The sequence below is a fragment of the Thermotoga neapolitana DSM 4359 genome, from assembly GCF_000018945.1.
Taxonomy (GTDB): domain Bacteria; phylum Thermotogota; class Thermotogae; order Thermotogales; family Thermotogaceae; genus Thermotoga; species Thermotoga neapolitana.
Genome location: NC_011978.1, coordinates 287,983 through 305,816 on the forward strand (window position 1 = coordinate 287,983; position 17,834 = coordinate 305,816).

At 46.7% G+C, this 17,834-nt stretch carries 16 protein-coding genes and 2 pseudogenes; 10 read left to right on the forward strand and 8 right to left on the reverse strand.

Features of this window, described 5'->3' with window-relative positions:
• The first annotated feature begins 2 nt into the window (after positions 1-2).
• From nth to CTN_RS10250, 4 genes and pseudogenes are all read left to right on the forward strand, one after another.
• Positions 3-629 carry an endonuclease III gene (nth, locus tag CTN_RS01460; RefSeq protein ID WP_015918801.1) on the forward strand — a complete coding sequence of 209 codons (627 nt, stop codon included), beginning with the start codon at positions 3-5 and terminating at the stop codon, positions 627-629.
• A 34-nt stretch (positions 630-663) separates the two neighbouring features.
• Positions 664-1,149 (forward strand): annotated as a pseudogene (locus CTN_RS01465) (TIGR00266 family protein); the annotation flags it as partial.
• On the forward strand, positions 1,109-1,297 hold the full coding sequence (locus CTN_RS10180; RefSeq protein ID WP_280381582.1) for an AIM24 family protein: 189 nt from the start codon (positions 1,109-1,111) through the stop codon (positions 1,295-1,297). The pseudogene CTN_RS01465 and the gene CTN_RS10180, both read left to right, overlap by 41 nt.
• Before the next feature lie 151 nt (positions 1,298-1,448).
• A pseudogene (locus CTN_RS10250) lies at positions 1,449-2,439 on the forward strand (MFS transporter); the annotation flags it as partial.
• A gap of 87 nt (positions 2,440-2,526) precedes the next feature.
• Here the strand turns inward: CTN_RS10250 and CTN_RS01475 are convergent.
• Positions 2,527-2,961, reverse strand: a complete 435-nt coding sequence (locus tag CTN_RS01475) for a transcriptional regulator (RefSeq protein WP_015918805.1) — start codon at positions 2,959-2,961, stop codon at positions 2,527-2,529.
• Complete coding sequence (locus tag CTN_RS01480) at positions 2,958-3,686, reverse strand: KaiC domain-containing protein (protein ID WP_038066485.1); 729 nt, start codon at positions 3,684-3,686, stop codon at positions 2,958-2,960. Before CTN_RS01480 ends, CTN_RS01475 begins: the two co-directional genes overlap by 4 nt.
• A 168-nt stretch (positions 3,687-3,854) precedes the next feature.
• Here CTN_RS01480 and argR point away from each other — a divergent pair, with 168 nt between their 5' ends.
• The gene (gene argR, locus CTN_RS01485; RefSeq protein WP_038066495.1) at positions 3,855-4,313 is read left to right on the forward strand and encodes an arginine repressor; all 459 of its coding nucleotides are present in this window, start codon (positions 3,855-3,857) and stop codon (positions 4,311-4,313) included.
• On the opposite strand, the gene CTN_RS01490 is transcribed toward argR, so the two are convergent.
• Positions 4,303-7,305 carry an efflux RND transporter permease subunit gene (locus tag CTN_RS01490; RefSeq protein ID WP_015918808.1) on the reverse strand — a complete coding sequence of 1,001 codons (3,003 nt, stop codon included), beginning with the start codon at positions 7,303-7,305 and terminating at the stop codon, positions 4,303-4,305. The genes argR and CTN_RS01490 overlap by 11 nt on opposite strands.
• 228 nt (positions 7,306-7,533) lie before the next feature.
• On the opposite strand from CTN_RS01490, the gene dnaK reads away from it, so the two are divergent.
• Together dnaK and CTN_RS01500 are read left to right on the forward strand one after the other, a co-directional pair.
• Complete coding sequence (dnaK, locus tag CTN_RS01495; RefSeq protein ID WP_015918809.1) at positions 7,534-9,324, forward strand: molecular chaperone DnaK; 1,791 nt, start codon at positions 7,534-7,536, stop codon at positions 9,322-9,324.
• 15 nt (positions 9,325-9,339) lie between these two features.
• Positions 9,340-9,783 (forward strand): Hsp20/alpha crystallin family protein, encoded by a 444-nt coding sequence (locus CTN_RS01500; protein ID WP_015918810.1) that lies wholly within the window; start codon positions 9,340-9,342, stop codon positions 9,781-9,783.
• A 30-nt stretch (positions 9,784-9,813) separates the two neighbouring features.
• On the opposite strand, the gene CTN_RS01505 is transcribed toward CTN_RS01500, so the two are convergent.
• Together CTN_RS01505 and CTN_RS01510 are read right to left on the reverse strand one after the other, a co-directional pair.
• Positions 9,814-10,446 (reverse strand): phosphate propanoyltransferase, encoded by a 633-nt coding sequence (locus tag CTN_RS01505; RefSeq protein WP_015918811.1) that lies wholly within the window; start codon positions 10,444-10,446, stop codon positions 9,814-9,816.
• Between the two features lie 34 nt (positions 10,447-10,480).
• A complete protein-coding gene (locus tag CTN_RS01510) occupies positions 10,481-11,206 on the reverse strand; it encodes a sulfite exporter TauE/SafE family protein (RefSeq protein ID WP_038066506.1) in 726 nt (241 codons plus the stop codon).
• 21 nt (positions 11,207-11,227) lie between these two features.
• Between CTN_RS01510 and CTN_RS01515 the strand changes: the two genes are divergently transcribed.
• From CTN_RS01515 to CTN_RS01525, 3 genes are read left to right on the forward strand one after another with little or no spacing between them, the layout of a single operon-like run.
• The gene (locus CTN_RS01515) at positions 11,228-12,148 is read left to right on the forward strand and encodes an ABC transporter ATP-binding protein (RefSeq protein WP_038066510.1); all 921 of its coding nucleotides are present in this window, start codon (positions 11,228-11,230) and stop codon (positions 12,146-12,148) included.
• On the forward strand, positions 12,145-13,227 hold the full coding sequence (locus tag CTN_RS01520; protein WP_015918814.1) for an ABC transporter permease: 1,083 nt from the start codon (positions 12,145-12,147) through the stop codon (positions 13,225-13,227). Before CTN_RS01515 ends, CTN_RS01520 begins: the two co-directional genes overlap by 4 nt.
• Complete coding sequence (locus tag CTN_RS01525; RefSeq protein ID WP_015918815.1) at positions 13,220-14,230, forward strand: ABC transporter permease; 1,011 nt, start codon at positions 13,220-13,222, stop codon at positions 14,228-14,230. Before CTN_RS01520 ends, CTN_RS01525 begins: the two co-directional genes overlap by 8 nt.
• Here CTN_RS01525 and CTN_RS01530 read toward each other — a convergent pair.
• The 3 genes from CTN_RS01530 to nrdG form a co-directional block, all read right to left on the reverse strand.
• A complete protein-coding gene (locus CTN_RS01530; protein WP_038066515.1) occupies positions 14,227-15,192 on the reverse strand; it encodes a nitroreductase family protein in 966 nt (321 codons plus the stop codon). The two genes, CTN_RS01525 and CTN_RS01530, sit on opposite strands and share 4 nt — an antisense overlap.
• Positions 15,193-15,273: 81 nt before the next feature.
• A complete protein-coding gene (locus tag CTN_RS01535; protein ID WP_015918817.1) occupies positions 15,274-17,226 on the reverse strand; it encodes an anaerobic ribonucleoside-triphosphate reductase in 1,953 nt (650 codons plus the stop codon).
• Positions 17,198-17,743, reverse strand: coding sequence for an anaerobic ribonucleoside-triphosphate reductase activating protein (gene nrdG / locus CTN_RS01540; protein ID WP_015918818.1), 546 nt, complete (start codon positions 17,741-17,743; stop codon positions 17,198-17,200). The genes CTN_RS01535 and nrdG overlap by 29 nt, the downstream gene beginning before the upstream one ends.
• Positions 17,744-17,834 lie beyond the last annotated feature (91 nt).

Here is a 17,834-nt window from a genome sequence, read left to right on the forward strand (position 1 = left end):
GTTTGATAGAAAAAATCGCAAAAGAGATCATAGAACGCTTTCCGAGAGATCACAAGGAGACAGATCCTTTCAGGGTGCTCATCTCAACTGTTCTGAGCCAGAGAACACGCGATGAAAACACTGAAAGGGCAGCAAGGAAACTCTTCGAGGTGTACAGAACACCTGAAGATCTGGCAAAAGCAAAACCTGAGGATCTCTACGATTTGATAAAAGAGTCGGGAATGTACAGGCAGAAGGCAGAGCGAATTGTGAAGATATCGAAGATCATCGTGGAAAAATACAGTGGGAAAGTTCCTGACACCCTGGAAGAGTTGCTGAGACTACCTGGCGTTGGAAGAAAAACGGCGAACATAGTGCTCTGGGTGGGATTCAGAAAGCCTGCTCTTGCGGTTGACACCCACGTTCACAGAATCAGCAACAGACTCGGCTGGGTGAAGACGAAAACACCTGAAGAAACAGAAAAAGCACTGAAAAGACTCCTTCCAGAGAAACTCTGGGGTCCCATCAACGGCTCCATGGTGGAGTTTGGAAGAAATGTGTGCAGGCCTGTGAATCCGAAGTGTGAGGACTGCTTTTTAAAGAAACACTGCGAGTACTATCGAAAAAGGAGGAAAGATAGTGAGGTATGAAATCGCTTTGAAGGGTAGTTATGCTCTCCTGAGGGTGTTTCTATCGGGTGGCGAAAGCGTTGTGGCAGAGCCTGGTGCGATGGTCTACATGAGAGGACCCATCGAGGTTCAAACTTCAGTGATGGGTGGTGTGTGGAAGGCACTCAAAAGGGCTGTCCTGGGTGGAGAGAATTTCTTCATGAACACGTACGTTTCCCGTGGAGAGGGTGAAATCGGTTTTGCACCACAACTTCCCGGAGACATCGATGTGATTCCCATGAATGGAACTCTGTATGTTCAATCAACCTCCTATCTGGCCAGTGATCCTTCGGTAGAGATGGATGTTTCTTTCGGTGGCTTCAAAACTTTCTTCGCAGGAGAGGGAATTTTTCTTTTGAAACTGCAGGGCGAAGGAGATGTGGCCGTTTCTTCTTTTGGTGGCATCAGATCGGTGACACTTCAACCGGGAGAAGAGATCACGGTTGACACAGGGCACGTTGTTGCCCTTCGACGGTACACTGAAATGGGATGTCAGAACATTTGGAGGGTTGAAATCCAAACTTTTGGGCGGAGAGGGCCTTGTATGCACCTTCACGGGACCAGGAAGGGTGTACATCCAGACAAGGAATTACCCTGCTTTTGTTGATTGGATAAAGTCACTTGTTCCCAGACAAACAGGCAGCAGGTGATTCGACTATGGACCTTCAAGTTTTCTGGTTTTCGTTCTTCTGATATTTGATGTTTGCTGCTGTTGTGGTAAAATAATTCACACATCGAACCAAATTGCTGGAGGTCATGTGAATGCTATTTCTCACCAACGTTCTTCGTTCTACGGGTACCATGAGTTTCAATCTTCTGATTCAGCTTCGCATGAAAGAGATAGGAGCAACTCTTTTCTTGATAGGTCTTCTTTCCAGCCTCAGAGGAGCGGTGAACACCTTTTCAAACGTCTTTTGGGGGAGAATTTCGGACAGAACCGGGAAAAGAAGGGTGTTCATCATATCGAGTCTTGTTCTAGCATCTGCCTTTTATCCTCTGTACGCGGTCGTAGATGTTCCCTCTGCCATTCTGATTGTCTCCATGATCATAGCTTTTTTCAATGGAATGTATCCTCCTGCCGCGATGGCGCTCAGCAGTACCACAAAGAGAATGGCGCTTGGTTTTTCACTTTATAATTCCTCGAATTCACTTGGAATGTTTTTCAGCAGACTCTCCATTGGTTTTCTGTTGATGTTCATGAATCTGAAACTCGCTTTTGTTTTCTTTTCGATAGTCGTAGCAATGGCAGTGATTCCTGCTCTCAGAGTGAAGGAGGAAGGTGTTCAGAAGAAAAAGGAGGATATACACTTTCGGAAGACAAATCATGAAACACGGAACATGGGCGCTATATCTGGGAAGTTTTCTGAGACAAATGGGAACCTCCGGCTCTATGTCTTTGATCGCTGTTTATTTGAACGACACGTTCCACTACAGTGCTTCGACCATCGGTTTTATCACCGCGGTCAACCCGCTCATCCAGATACCCTCTCACTTTTTCTTCGGAAAACTGGTTGAAAGGGTGGAACCGAAGTTCATAAGTGCTCTGGGGATTTTCATGTCCTCTCTGACTCCTTTTCTTATGATGGTACCGAGAGCCTGGGCACCGATACTGGCTTACGCCCTTCTGGGAGCAAGCTTTGGTGCGTTTATAAACGGCTCGAGTAACTTTCTTGGCAGAAGATTTCACTATCTTCAAAGGGGAAGAGCCCTCGGTCTTTTGAGTTCTGCAAGGTTTTTTGGAGCCACGCTGGGTCCTTTCCTGGCAGGTGTTCTCGCGGAAAAGTCGTACTCACTCATGTTCCTGGTGCTGGGAATTGCCATTCTCTCCGGAGGAGTAGTCGTTCTGTTGTTTACAAAGGGCGGGGAATGAATCCCCGCCTCAGAGTTTCTGAATGACGCTTTCCAGTTTTTGTTTCACCTCTTCGAGCTCTTTTTTGATCTCCTGGAGTTTCTCATCGCCCGTGGTGGTTGCCAGAACACCCTCACCTATCAATCCTTCCACACTCAGCTTTCCTTCTTTTAAAAGTTCGTAGGTTTCGTTTACCAGTTTTCCTGCCTTGGTTTCTCCTTTCACGTGTTCTCTGATCGTTGCTTCGGTTCTTCCGAGTTCCTCTGCGATTTCAGAAGCAGTCATACCGGCTTTTGCTCTTGCAAATGCTCCCGCCGCAACCGCTAGGCTGTCCACCCAGGTGAGCCTTTCAGAGGAGTTTCTGATCTCCTCAAGCACTTCCTTTCTGAAGAGAGTACCAACAAGCAGAACCGTTTCGAGCTGGTGAATCTCCTCTTTCGTCATCGGGTTGAAGTTGAGTTTCATTTCTCCTCACCCCCCTCCGAAGGATGTATGACGATACCTTTGTCGGTTATTTCGAACGGGTGTCTTCTCATAGAGTGAGACGTCCCTCGCATTTTCCAGACGATCAAGCTTCTTTTGAGCTCACCATCTATTTCGTCCAGATCAAGTCTGATGATTCCATCCACACCATGTTCGACACCGGGTCCACCAAATCCCTTCTCCGTCACCGATACCTGACTCACAAGGAGTGAGGTGCAACCAAGTCCTGAAAGGATCCTCTTGAGCTGGAATATGATGCTCCTTGCCATTGCCGGTTTTGTTATGTAGAGGGTCGTGACGGAATCGATCACCACCCTTTTGGCCTGGGTTTCTCTTATTGCCCTTTTCAACACCTCGGCGAGTTCCCTGACGTCGTCTATATCTTTCACCACGTACTTTTCTTTCTCCGCGTACTCACCTATCCCTCCTGTGAATGCGTCCACTATGGCAAACTTCCCTTCCTTTTCGAAATCATCAACTTTCCAGCCGAAAACTTCCATGTTCTTTTTCACCTGTACTGGATGCTCCTCGAGAGCCACGTAAATTCCAGGTTCCCCCATTTGAAGCCCGTTCCATATGAACTGCTGTGAAAAGATCGTCTTGCCGGTACCTGGCCCTCCAGAGATGAGGACTATGTTCCTTTCTGGAATTCCCCCATGAAGGATCTCATCCATCCCCGGTATGCCCGTTTTGACCCTCTTGATCATTCTTTTCACCCCCTTAAGATATATTAGCACTCATCAATATCGATTGATAAAAATAAATGTTACTCTTGAGTTACCAAAACAAAAACAAATGAATTTTTCTTCCAGAGGTGTTATATTTATGCTGTATAATTGTATGTGTTTTCAATCTGAAAGATGGAGGTGTTCAACTTGAAGGTGTCGAAAAAAAGAAGACAGGAACTCATAAAAAAGATCATACACGAAAAAAGAATAAGCAACCAGTTTCAAATCGTCGAGGAGTTGAAAAAATACGGTATAAAGGCCGTTCAACCCACCATCGCCCGGGATCTAAAAGAAATCGGAGCGGTGAAGATAATGGACGAAAGTGGCAATTACGTTTACAGACTCCTGGATGAAACACCAGTGATCGATCCCTGGAAAGAGTTGAAGAGAAACTTCAAGTCCTTCGTTGAAAGCATAGACAGAGCCGGGAACCTCATAGTCATAAAAACGATACCAGGAACTGCCAGCGGGATCGCCCGTGTCATAGACAGGCTCGACATAGACGAGATTGTTGGAACACTGGCAGGAGATGACACCATATTCGTTGCTGTGCGAGATCCGGAAAGCTGTGAGAAAATCGTGGAAAAACTCTCGTCTATACTCTGATTCGTTTTCTCACGAGGGTGTAGATCACGGGTATTACAAAGAGTGTGAACAGCATGGATATTAACAGACCAAAGATCACAACCCACGAAATGGGTGATTCTATCTCTGCACCCTCTCCCTGGCTCAGCGCGGTGGGAAGCAGAGCCACAATGGTTGTGAAGGTGGTCATAAGAATGGGTCTCAATCTGCTCTGAGCACCCTCAAGAACGGACTCCATCAGGTCTTTTTCCTTTCTTATCTGTTCTATCCTGGTTAGCATCACGATGGCGTTGTTCACAACCGTTCCCGAGAGGGTCAAAAGCCCCACAAGAACAGGAACATTGAGAGAATATCCGTTCACAAGTACGGCAAAAGCAACTCCGACGATCGCAAAAGGAACGGTGAGGAATATGACAAAAGGCAGCACAAAGGATTCGAACTGAGCCGCAAGTATCATGTAGACAAGGGCTATTGCCATATAAACCACAGACCTGAGTTCCGCGAAAGCTTCATCCATGAATTCTTTCTGCCCTGAAATATCCACCTTAACACCTGAGAGGTTCATTCCACTCAGAACTTCTTCTACCTCTTTCGAAACATCACCTATCGCACCCTCTATACTCACCAGATCCACGTAAATGACTCGCTCGCCATCGGAGTGATCGATCACCGAAGGAACGGTCTTTTGAGTGACGGTTGCGATAGCTCCGAGTGGAACTTCACCTTTCAATCCCTCAAGGGGTGTTCTGGGAAGATCCTCCAGAGATAACGTCTCTGCTTTCTTAAGAACGATCGGCAGTGTTCCTTCACTTGTTTTCAAAGTTCCTATGTTCTTTCCAAGCATGTAGGTTTGCAGGTCCAGGAAAACCTGACCCGCCACCACACCGTTCATGAGGGATTTGTTTCTGTCTATCCTCACGTGCACAACGCTCTTTTCATAAGAGTTTCGGATCTGGATCTTTTCAACCTCGGGAAGGTTCTTCAAGCGTTCGAATATCTCCTCGGCTTTTTCCTGAATGAGAGAAAGGTCTTCCCCTCTTATCTCAACCGTGATCGGATAGCCCAGAACTTCGTATAACTGCTGTGACTGCTCCAGAACCTCTATTTTTGCTTCGGGTATCTTCAGGGATGAAATGGCTTCTTTCAATTTTTCTCTGTTCTTTGCGAATTCTCTTCTGCTTCCTCCAAGGTTCACCATTATCCTTGCCTCGTTCTGCCCCCGTCCCATTATCTGGGAATACTCACTGGTTATTCCCACTTCTGAGTAGAAAGAAGAGATGTTGTAAGTGGATCTGTGTTCGTTCAGGTATTCTTCTATTTTCTGAACCGCTTCAGATGTCTTTTCGTAGGAAGACTGAGGCGGCAGTTTCACATCTATGACCATAAGGTTTGTCTGGAAAGAAGGGAGAAACCCCATGGGTTTTGATAGAAGAAACACAGCTGATACGATAACTAGGGTGAAAGCCACTGCAAGAACCAGTCCTTTTCTATTCATACACCATTCTAGGGCTCTTCGATAGGACTCCTGAAGTTTTTGAGAGAGTTTTCCCTTCCTTGGTTTTATCCATCTTGTACCGGCTGGAACGATGACGGTTGAAACGAAAAGAGAGGAAGAGAGGGCAAAAACAAAGGCGAGGGCAAAGTATTTGAACAACCTTACAACAAAACCGGTGAAGAACACTATGGGTAGAAACACAGAAACGGTGGTGAGTGTGGAGGCAAGGATTGCCAGCCAGACTTCTCCCGTTCCTTCTCTTGCGGCGTCGGAAATGGACTTTCCCAGAGAACGATGGCGGTATATATTTTCAAAGACAACGATGGAGTTGTCCACCAACATTCCCAAAGCCATGATGAGACCACCGAGGGTCAACGTGTCAAGATTTAACCCGAACGCATACAGAAAGACAAAGGTGACGGTGAGAGAAAGCGGTATGGAAAAGGATGTAACAAATGTAGAGGTGAGATCTTTCAAGAAGATCAGAACCACCACGAACGCTGCTACGAATCCATAGAACAGATTTTTAAGCAGGTTGTCGATGGCTCTTTCGGTGTAGTAAGCCTGGTTCATAGCCTCTATATAATCTATTCCGGAATTGCTCAGTATTTTCTTTATCTCACGAACAGTCTTGACGGTGTTTGCACCGCTTCTTTTGTAGATGGCGATGAGTGATGCTTTCTTTCCGTTTACCCTGACTTCTCCCTGGACACCTTCTTCTACTATCTTCACCTCCGCTATGTTCTTCAAGCGAACAGGAATCAAAATTTTTGGTATCTCTCCTCGAAGCAAAGACTGATACTTTACTCCTCTGAAACCCACGATGGTGTTCTTCAGATCATCGAGGTTTTCGAATCGTCCATCGACAGAGACAGAATAGATGTTCCCCTCAGAATCCTTCACGTATCCAAACGGATAGACCAGATTCCCCGAGAGGATGGTTTCTATCAGTGAAGGATCAACATCGAACTTTTTTATCTTCTCGTGATCCAGAACGATTTCAACGATTTTCTTCGGCTCTCCCATCACTTCGACGCTGGCGACATCTGGAAGCCTTCTGATCTTCGAGACAACCTCTTCGTAATCTTCCTCAGTTGAGAAGGCATACACCGGAAGCAGGGACGGATCGAATTCCACAACGACCGGTTTGGCTTCCCCGGGGAGCTCTCGTGAGGCAAGATCCACATACCTGGACAGTCTTCCCACGGCGTCAGTTGTTTTCACGTTCCACTCGAATTCCACGAGGATGAAAGAAACAGAATCCATGGACATGGAGGTGAACCTTCTAACACCCGGTGTAGATGAGATGTACTTTTCAAGGGGGGAGGTTACGAGTTCCTCTACCTCTTCTGCACCCGCACCCATGTAAGTGGTCAGTACAACAGCATAAGGGTACTCGATCTGTGGAAGAAGGTCCAGTTTGAGATGTTGAAAGGAGATGAACCCAAGAAACACAATGGCAGCCAGTAGCATCAATATTGCTATGGGTCTTTTCGATGATATCTCTGCTAGTTTCATCCGGATCCCTCCCCGGCTGGTTCAATTATATATCATTCCTTGAAGGAAAACTCATTATCATTCATAAGTTTCGTTTGCTATACGATATGATTACATATAAATTATGATATCTCTTTGATAGATAAAAAGAAGAATTCCAAAATTAACGAATTATCCACTGAAATCTTGACACATCGTTCGAGGCTTTCTATAATTTCACACGGAGAAAGAAATTGAGGAGGTGAAACGATGGCAGAAAAGAAAGAATTCGTTGTTGGTATAGACCTTGGGACAACGAACTCCGTTATTGCCTGGATGAAACCAGATGGCACGGTTGAAGTGATACCGAACGCAGAGGGAAGCAGAATAACCCCTTCTGTGGTTGCCTTCACAAAGAGTGGAGAAATACTCGTGGGAGAGCCCGCAAAGAGACAGATGATACTCAATCCCGAGAGGACAATAAAGTCCATAAAGAGAAAAATGGGAACCGACTACAAAGTCAGAATTGACGATAAAGAATACACCCCTCAGGAGATCAGTGCCTTCATCCTGAAAAAACTCAAGAAAGATGCCGAGGCATACCTCGGAGGCGAAATAAAGAAGGCAGTCATCACCTGTCCTGCTTACTTCAACGACGCTCAGAGGCAGGCCACAAAAGAGGCTGGAATCATAGCCGGGCTTGAGGTGTTGAGGATCATCAACGAACCCACCGCAGCAGCGCTCGCGTACGGTCTGGATAAGGCAGGAAAAGAACAGAAGGTTCTGGTTTACGACCTCGGTGGTGGTACGTTCGATGTCTCCATCCTGGAAATCGGAGATGGTGTCATTGAGGTCATTGCAACCGCTGGTAACAACCATCTCGGAGGAGATGACTTCGATCAGAGACTCATAGACTGGATGGCAGAAGAGTTCAAAAAACAGCATGGAATAGACCTGAGAGAAGATAGACAGGCACTGCAGAGATTGAGGGACGCTGCAGAGAAAGCCAAGATAGAACTTTCAACGAAGATGGAAACAGACGTGAGTCTTCCGTTCATAGCGGTTTCTCCAAGTGGTCAGCCACTTCACCTCGAGATGAGGATCACCAGGAGTCTCTTCGAGTCGCTGACAAGGGACCTCGTCGAGATGACAAGGGGTCCGATAGAACAGGCTCTCAACGATGCGAAACTTTCACCACAGGACATAGACGAGATCATACTCGTTGGTGGAATGACCAGGGTTCCAATGGTCCAGAGGTTCATAAAAGAGTTCTTTGGAAAAGAACCGAACAAGAGTGTCAACCCGGATGAAGCAGTTGCCATTGGTGCAGCGATCCAGGCTGCCATCCTTGCAGGAACAGAGGGTGCAAAAGGAAGAGACATCGTTCTCGTGGATGTAACACCGCTCACACTCGGAATAGAGGTCAAGGGAGGCCTGTTTGAGCCGATCATACCGAGGAACACCAAGATTCCCGTGAGAAAGAGCAAGATCTTCACCACCGTTGAAGACGGACAGACCGAGGTTGAGATCAGGGTCTACCAGGGTGAAAGACCGATCGCCAGAGAAAACATTTTCCTTGGAAGTTTCAAACTCGTCGGTATACCGCCAGCACCGAGGGGTGTTCCTCAGATAGAGGTCACGTTCGACATAGACAGCGATGGAATAGTCCATGTCTCAGCAAAAGACCTTGGTTCTGGAAAAGAGCAATCCATGGTGGTGACCGGAAGACACAAACTCTCCGAAGAAGATATAAAGAGAATGATAGAAGACGCGAAAAGATACGAAGAACAGGATAAGCGTCTCAAAGAAGAGATCGAACTCAAAAACAGGGCAGACGACCTTGCATACAGTGTGGAAAAAACCTTAAGAGAACATGGAGACAAGATACCTGCAGATCTCAAATCCAAGCTCGAGAACATGATCAAGGAACTCAGAGACGCTATCAATAGAAACGACATACCAAGGGTGAAGATGCTCTTCGATGATCTCCAGAAAGAGAGCATGAAAATAGGAGAATACCTCTACAAGTCTGCAACAGGAGGAGAAGCCACAAATCAGTAAGAGGGGGGTGACACGATGCTTCTTGGAAGAAGGGAAGACATCTTCAGACCGTTCAGGGAACTTCAGAGGGAGATCGACAGACTCTTCGATGAATTCTTCAAGACTGAAATCAGACCATCCAGGGAAGTCTTCGCACCGGACATGGACGTGTACGAAACAGACGACGAAGTAGTGGTGGAAGTGGAAGTACCAGGTCTTGACAGAAAAGACATCAAAATAACGGTTGAAGAAAACATTTTGAAGATCTCTGGAGAAAAGAAGATCGAAAGAGAACAGAAAGGTAGGAACTACTACTTCGTCGAAAGAAGTGCGGGTAAGTTCGAAAGGGCCATAAGACTTCCAGACTACGTAGATGTGGAAAAGATCAAAGCAGAGTACAAGAACGGAGTCCTCACAGTCAGAATACCGAAGAAAGAGGAAAGGAAGAAGAAAGTGATCGAGGTGGAGGTTCAGGAGTAAGGGGAGCGTGCGCTCCCCTTTTTTATTTTTCTAGAACTCCACGATGTAGACGAGATCTCCTGTGTTGAGCATGGCGGCGTTTGCCTCGTCCGTGTCCACATGAAATTCCAGGGCGAAATCTTCCCTCACCCTTATGAGAACATCGTCGAATATCAGCCTTCTGTCTCCGCTTTCAACGATCACCTTCACTATGTCCTTGTCTTTCACACCGTAGTGTTCTGCGTCTTTTGGGTGCATGTGTATGTGTCTTTTCGCTATGATGACTCCCTTTTCCTTCACCAGGATCCCGTTTGGACCTATGATGACGATTCCCGGGGTTCCCTCGAGGTCCCCCGAGTCTCTTACAGGGGGTCTTACACCGAGCCTGAATGCATCCGTTCTGGAGATCTCCACCTGGGTCTCTTTCCTGACGGGTCCAAGCACACGGACGTTTTCAATGGCACCTTTTGGACCAACTATGGTGACGGTTTCCTTCGCAGCGTACTGGCCGGGCTGTCTGAGTTCTTTCACCGGTGTGAGTTCGTAACCTTTCCCAAAAAGTGTCTCCAGGTCTTCTCTGGAAAGATGAACGTGCCTGTTGCTCACTCCAACGATTATCCCGGGTTCTTTCTTGAGCAATTGATGCACCTCCCTAACTTTATGCATTATTCCATCTGTTATCATCTCACTTTTCTATTTCTTTCCGGTTGAAAGTTAATTAAAAAACGTATCTTATTCCAACGACGATCACCGCTGCAAAGACGATCCATCTCACCCACCTTGCCCCCTTTTTAACAGAAAAACTGGCTGCGATCCAGGCCCCCGTCATGTTTCCAAAGGCAAGGACCAGGCCGTATGGAACGTTCACCTTCCCGTTCAAAAAGAAGATGATCAGCGACACCAGGTTGTAAGATGCCACGATGAACACCTTCACAGCGTTCGTCTTGACCAGTTCGTATCCAAGAAGTAGAGCAATCGCTGGTATGAGAAGGAAACCCACTCCCGCCTGTATGAATCCACCGTATATTCCTATCAAAAAAAAGACGATGTATATGAGAATCCAGTTTCTTTTAACCTCCCTGTCTTCCACCCAGATTTTCGGCTTCCACACCAGCGAAAACGCCATGACAAGAAAGATAACACCCACGATCCTCTGAAGGACTTCCTTTTCTATCTGAACCGCTACGGAACTTCCAACCAGTGCTCCTGCGATGGTTGGTATGGAAACCAGAAGCGCCTCTTTTGCTTTCAAAACGTTTTTCGACCTGAACCTTTCGATGGCAACGAGGTTTTGGAGGATTATCGCTATTCTGTTTGTGCCATTTGCCACGTCTATTCCCAGGCCAAGTGCTGTGAGTATAGGAAGTGTTATCATGGAACCACCGCCTGCCATCACGTTCAGAAACCCAGCGAGGATTCCTCCAAGAAAAGCCAGAAACAGCACAGTCAGGCACCTCCTCTTTTGATGTATCACAGTAGTTATGATACCATTGTGTTCAAAGGGGGGATATACTTGGAGATTCTGAAGGTTGTAAATCTCAAGAAGTACTATGGTGATGTGAAAGCGGTGGATGGAATTAGTTTCACTGTGGAGCGCGGGACAGTTTTCTCCCTTCTTGGTCCCAACGGTGCTGGAAAGACCACAACTGTGGAAATACTCGAGGGTCTCAGAAAGAAAGACGAGGGGGAGATCTACTATTTCGGCGAAAAGAAAGAATCTCTGGACAGTGAAACCAAAAGGAAAATCGGTGTGTGTCTTCAGAAGAGTGCTTTTTTCGATAACCTCACCGTCTTGGAAACGCTGAAACTCTTCCGTGGCCTTTACGGAAAGGGACTGAAGCTGTCTGAGGTGGTGGATCTATTTCAACTGGAAAAGATCGAAAGAAGGAGAGTTAAGACACTCTCTGGAGGTCAACTTCAGAGGCTGGCTGTCGCCGTCGCCTTCATCAACGATCCTGAAATCGTGTTCCTCGATGAGCCAACAACAGGGCTTGATCCACAGGCAAGAAGGCAGATCTGGAGCGTCATAGAGCACTTCAAAAATCAGGGAAAAACGATCTTTCTCACGACTCACTATATGGAAGAAGCAGAAAAACTCTCCGATTACGTTTGCATAATGGATCACGGAAAGATCATAGCAGAAGGAACGCCGTCTTCCCTCATAAACTCTTCCGGTTTAAAAACCGTGGTTGAATTCGACAGCGATCAGAACGTGGATGTGAAGTATCTGGAGAAAAAAGACGGCCATTACGTTGTCGAGACAGACACTCCCGAAGACCTCATAAAAGAACTTTTGAGAAGATGGAACGTTTCGAACATAGTGATAAGAAAGCCCAACCTCGAAGACGTTTTTCTGAAACTCACAGGCAGGGATTTGAGAGAATGAAGGCTCTGATCGTTTCCATTTTCAAGAACGACTACCTCAGAGACAAAGGCGCTATCTTCTGGAACTTTCTGTTTCCACTGCTTCTCTATCTGATCCTTGTGTCGATTTTCGGAAACATGGGTTCGAACATGAACCTGAAAATCGGTATCGTGGGAAAGAGTGAAACGCTGGAGAGTGTCCTCAGAAGCCTCCCCTCCGGTATCGAGGTTGTCGAAGTGAAAGATGTAGAGCAGGATCTGAAGTATGGAAAGGTGGATGTGTGCGTTGTTTTGCCTGAGAATTTCGACTCCCTTTTTACAAGAGCGCTTCTGCTTTCCAGAACGAAACTTTCCATGCCGGTTGAAGTGGAGGTTTTCTACGCTCCAGAGAGAAGAGAATCTGTGATCCTTGCAAACGTTGTGGCGAACATCTTGGAGTCACTCGATCTTCACGTCAGAAAAGTAAGCAAGGTGAAGGTGGAGTACAGAAGGAAAGAAAAGCAAGATTTCAACTATTCACACTACGTGTTTCCTGCCATACTGCTTGTGGGTGTGATGTCCGTTGGACTTTTCACCGTTCCATACCAGATCGCTCTCCACAGAGAGCAGGGTGTTATGAAAAGGCTCTTCGTTTCTCCTCTGAGAAGCTATCACTATCTCATTTCGACCATGATCTGTGGCTTTTTCGCAATGGTGATATCTTCTTCCCTTATAACTGTCTTTGCGAAGATACTGTACGGAGTTTCGGTTTCTGGTTCTTCCTTTCTGATCGGAGTAGCAGTTTCCTTTCTGACGTTTCTAAGTATTTCTTTGCTTATGGTTTCTCTTTTTAAAAGTTTTTCTGCGCTGAACGCTGCCTCACAGGTCTTCAACCAGGTGTTCATGTTCATGGGAGGATTCTACTTCGATGTTTCAAACATTTCCTGGCCGCTGAAGGTGCTCGTTGTTGGAAATCCGGCGACTTACCTTGTGGATTACTTGAGAGGGTGTCTCGGCTACAAAACGGTTTACACAAATCACTTTCTGGTTGCCATTCTCTGGGTGGTCGTGTCTCTTGTACTCTTTTCGTTGAACTGGAGGCGGGTGATGGTAGTTGAGTGAATTTTTCTCACTCTTTTCGGCGATGTGGAAAGAATCGTGGAGGGACAGAATCGCCACTTTTTTCAGCGTTGCCTTTCCCGTGATGTTTCTTTTGATATTTGGCTTCATCTTCGGTGGATCTGGAGAGTCGGTGAAGACGGCCGTTGTGACCGTCGAATACGACCTTTCAGACTTTGGGGATGTGTACTCCTCTCTGGAGGAAGTGGAAGGTTACTATCATGAAGTGGCTGTGGTGGAGAGAGACAGAATCGTCTTCATAAGGAACACCACGGACGAATACTACCAGTCCCTTCTTGATTCCTGGGAGATGTCACTCAAAACCAAAGTGGAACGGCTCTTCAACAGATTGAATCCCGTGATCGTGGTGAAAAAGAAACCTCTGGAGACCACAAGGCAACTCACGGCCTTCGATTATACTCTCACGGGTGTTATAGCTATCTCTTTGCTCTCCATCGGACTTTTTGGCACGGTGGATGTGTTCTCTCATTATCGGGAGAGAGGATTTCTGAAAAGACTCAGAGCAACGCCCGTTGGAAACTTTTCTTTTGTCTTTGGTCTTGTATCGGCAAGGATGGCATACGGCATCCTTAGCACGACTATCATAATGGTCCTTGGAGTGCTTCTCTTCAAAGCCAAATATGAGTTGAACGTCCTTTTATTTTTGTTGTCAGTCGTAAGTTCTGTTCTCTGTTTCATAGCGTTCGGTGCTCTGGTCTCCATTCTGTTCAAAAAATCAGAGGTTGCAACACAGGTTTCCGTTATCCTGTTCACCATAATGATGTTCCTATCAGGAGTTTATTTTCCGATCTCGTTCCTTCCCGATTATCTGAGAACAGTTGCTCTCTTTCTTCCGGTGAAGTACGGTGTGGAGGTCATCAGATACTCACTTGGCTTTGAGATCTTCACGTTCACCAGGTATCTTTTCGCCGTCTCCATCATGTTCGGTGCGGGCCTTGTCTTTGTTTTCTACACCTCTTCTCTCATCCTGAGAAAGGAGGATTAGAGGTTCCATCTGACAATCTCAGAAAGATCTTTTCTCACCCTTTCTGAGCGTTCAATTTCCCTGTGTTTCTCTGAAAGTTCATTTTCGTCTCCCAGGTACCCCACAGCGATCAGAGTTATGAGGACATGGTCTTCTGGTATCCCAAGAATCTCTTTTACCTTCACAGGGTCGTAGCCTGCGACGGGATGTGCCACAAGTCCCATCTGTGTTGCCTGAACAAGGAGGTTTCCCACGGCAAGACCCGTGTCGAAAAGGAAATACTCCCTGTTGTCCGAGAGAACACAGTCAAAATCTCTCTTACTGTGGACCGCTATCAAAACGGGAGCGTTTTTCATCCAGTAGTTTCCGCCTGGCAGGGCTTCGTGTAATCTTTTGAGAACGTCTTCGCTGTCCACCACGACGAATCTCCATGGCTGGTTGTTCATACAGGATGGAGCAAGATGCGCAGCCTTTATGAGTGTTTCTACCTCGTCCCTTGGTATTCTGTCTTTCTTCAGTGCCCTTCTTGCCCTTCTCCACTCTATGTGTCTGTTGAGTGAAAGATCTTCCTTTAGAAGTTGATCAAGCGCCTCTTTCACTTCCTGAACGTGTCCTTCGACCTTCACCTTCCTCCACTCTCTTCTCACAAATCCCCATCTGTCCAGGATGAACGTGGATCTCACTGTTTTCCCGTTCTCCAGAACGTCGAAGAATTCGTGGAGTTCTCCTTCTGGGTCTGAAAGAAGAACGACCTTCAGGTTATTTTTCTCTTTGAACCTTTTCAGAGACTCGACGCTATCCCTTGAAATGCCCACAACCTGGGTTTTTTCGAAGTTTTCTCTGGAAAATTCAACGGCTTCCCTTGTACAACCACTCGTTCCTGCCTTTGGAAAGAAAAAGAGGATCGTGTACCTTCCATAAAGATCGACATGGGTGAAAGGCTTTCCTTCGTCCGTCAGAAGTTCGAAAGGTTTCACTCTCATGACACTCACCTCCAGAAAGTTGAAACTAATTCTCAATAACTATTGTACCACAGAAACACCCCGCCGCTGGCGGGGCGCATTTCACTTTCTTACGATCGTCGAGCTGTAGAACTGCCTTCTTGGATATTCTATTTCCCTTCTTTCCTTGTTGAAGGCTGAGACAGGAACGAGATATCCTACGATCCTCACGTACTCGTCCACTTTCTTTTTTCCACAAACGGGACATCTTTCTCCGTAGAACGCATGGTTGTGTTCGCAGACGCTGATCTTCGTGTTAAACGCAAAGTACATCACACCCATGTCGGCGATCATCTTCACCATGTTGAAGTATTCCTCTTCCGTTTTGAAGGGTTCTCCAAGGTTGATATGAAGAATCGCGCCGCCGCTCACTTTTCTATCCCACATGCCAGAGTAGCGTATCCTGTTCAAAACATCTGTGTTTGCGGCAAGAGGCACCCACTGGTTGGAGTAGATCGTGAACGGTTGTTTCTCACCAAAGAGAAATCTATCCTTCTGTGCAAGTGTCACCGCAGCCTTCTCTGCCGGGACCTGCTCTATGTTGAAGGTAAAGCCGTACTCGCTGTACCCTTTTTCTGCCTCTTCTTTTATCAGATCGAGGACGGTGTCCACGAATCTTTCTCCTTCTTTCGTGTATTTGAGGCCGTCAACGTCCTCTGTTGTCAAACCCATGATGGTAGCGCTCTCCCACACACCGGTGATACCGATCGTTCCGTACTGCCTGTTCAAAAGCATGAGTTCGTTCTCGTAGAGAGGAAGAAGACCCTCCGATATCCTCTCCTTTATAATCTCCCTGATCGAGGCAAGTGACTTCTTGACAAGATCAACCCTTCGTCTCAGTATCTGAAGGAACCTGTCTCTGTCTCCGTTGCTTTCGAGGGCGATCCTTGGAAGGTTGATCGTGATGACCTTGAAAGATCCTATGTTCAGGTCAGACCCACCGATGGAGTTCATTCTTCCTTTGAGTTTTTCGTCTTCGCTGGAGAGAGAAAATTTCTTCAGCGTCTGTGTGGAGGAGGTGAGTCTACAGCAAGAGGCCACCGCGTCGATCGAGTCAGATATGTACCAGTTCGTGTCCTGCCATTTCATGTTCACTCTGTTTATGAAGCGGGCGCTGTCTTCATCGAGGAACTTTCCATCTCTGTACAAAAGGGATGCTGTCAAAACAGGGAAGGTGAACATCTGACGCTCTCTTTCCCTCGATACCCATTCCCAGTAGTGTTTTTGAAGCCTTATTATGTCCTCCACGTGGTCTGTGATCAGAGAACCGTCCGGGTACCTCTCACCATCGAAGATAGCCTTTATGTAGTTTCTGTCAAGGTAGGTGAAGTTCGTGTACGGAGACTGTGTTGTTCTGATCGGCTGGTTCAGAGAGTAGGTGAGTATCTGAAAGTGCTGTTCGATGTACCAGTCCAGTTTGTCCTCTGGAATGATCCCCTCTTCAAGGTCCTTTTTGACGAAGTACCACATCCACACGAAGAAGTCAGGAAGGCCCACCGCTCCTGAACTCTGGTTTGAGGCGAACATGACGAACTGGATAACGTGTTGAATGAACGTGGAAAGGTGTTTTGCTGGCTCGGACTTTATCGTCTTTATGAAGGGAAGCCCCCTCTCCACGATCGGTTTCAGTGTGTAGGCAAAACAGTAAGGCATGAGCGCGGCATGGTGTCTGTCGTGAAGGTATATGGCACCGTTTATCTGGGATTCGACGAACTCGTCTGCCACGCTTTTACCGTACATCTCCTTCATCTTCTGCCAGATCCTGTAGAGCGAGTACAGGTAGGTGTGGGGTTTTGAGATCTCGATGAAATAGGTGCTAATGTTGGTGACCCTGACGTTTGCGTTGGCATCGATGGTGGATTCGATGATTCCTCGTCTCACGAAGTCTTCTGTGAATTTCACCACATCCAGTTGATCTCCAAGACCATCCATCTGAAACATTTCGTAGCCGTATCTGGAAAGAAGTTCCTTCAACAACTCTTCGAAGTCACTTTCGAACGAATAGCGAACTACCATGGTGTTCCCTCCTCTTCACAGCGCGGATCATCTTCTCAAAGGTTTCTCTGTTCACGTGAAGTTGATTCCGGGAGGCAGGGAAGCCTTCTCTGCGATAGGTGTGAAGGTATCTTCCCATGACGAACTCGTCCACGTACTGAACGTATTCCAGAAGGTTCTCTCTAACGATGTCTTTTGGAAGTCTCCAGGTGAAAAGAACAACGACCAGTCTGTCTTTGAACTTTTCCTTGAAGGTTTTCGAAAGAAGAAGCGTATCTTCCCTGTTGTAAGGTGCAAGGGGCTCACCACCCAGAAGAACGAGTGCAACCTTTGGAAAGTATCTCAGAAGATCTGAAAGTTTCTCGTCGATGGTTTTCACCACATCTTCTGGATCTCTTTTGAACCTTTCAGAAAGGTGCCACGTTTCTGGATTGTGGCACATGTGACACTTTGGCATTGCATCACAACCCTGAAAGTAAACAGACACCCCATAGAGATCTGGATGATCCCGGAGAGTACCGATTCTGTTTATGTACAAGGAAGATCCCCCTTTCGGCGGGTTCTGGTGAGATTATACCACAATATGTTGTGGTATTATGAGTTACATCTCAATAAATTGTTGATGGAGA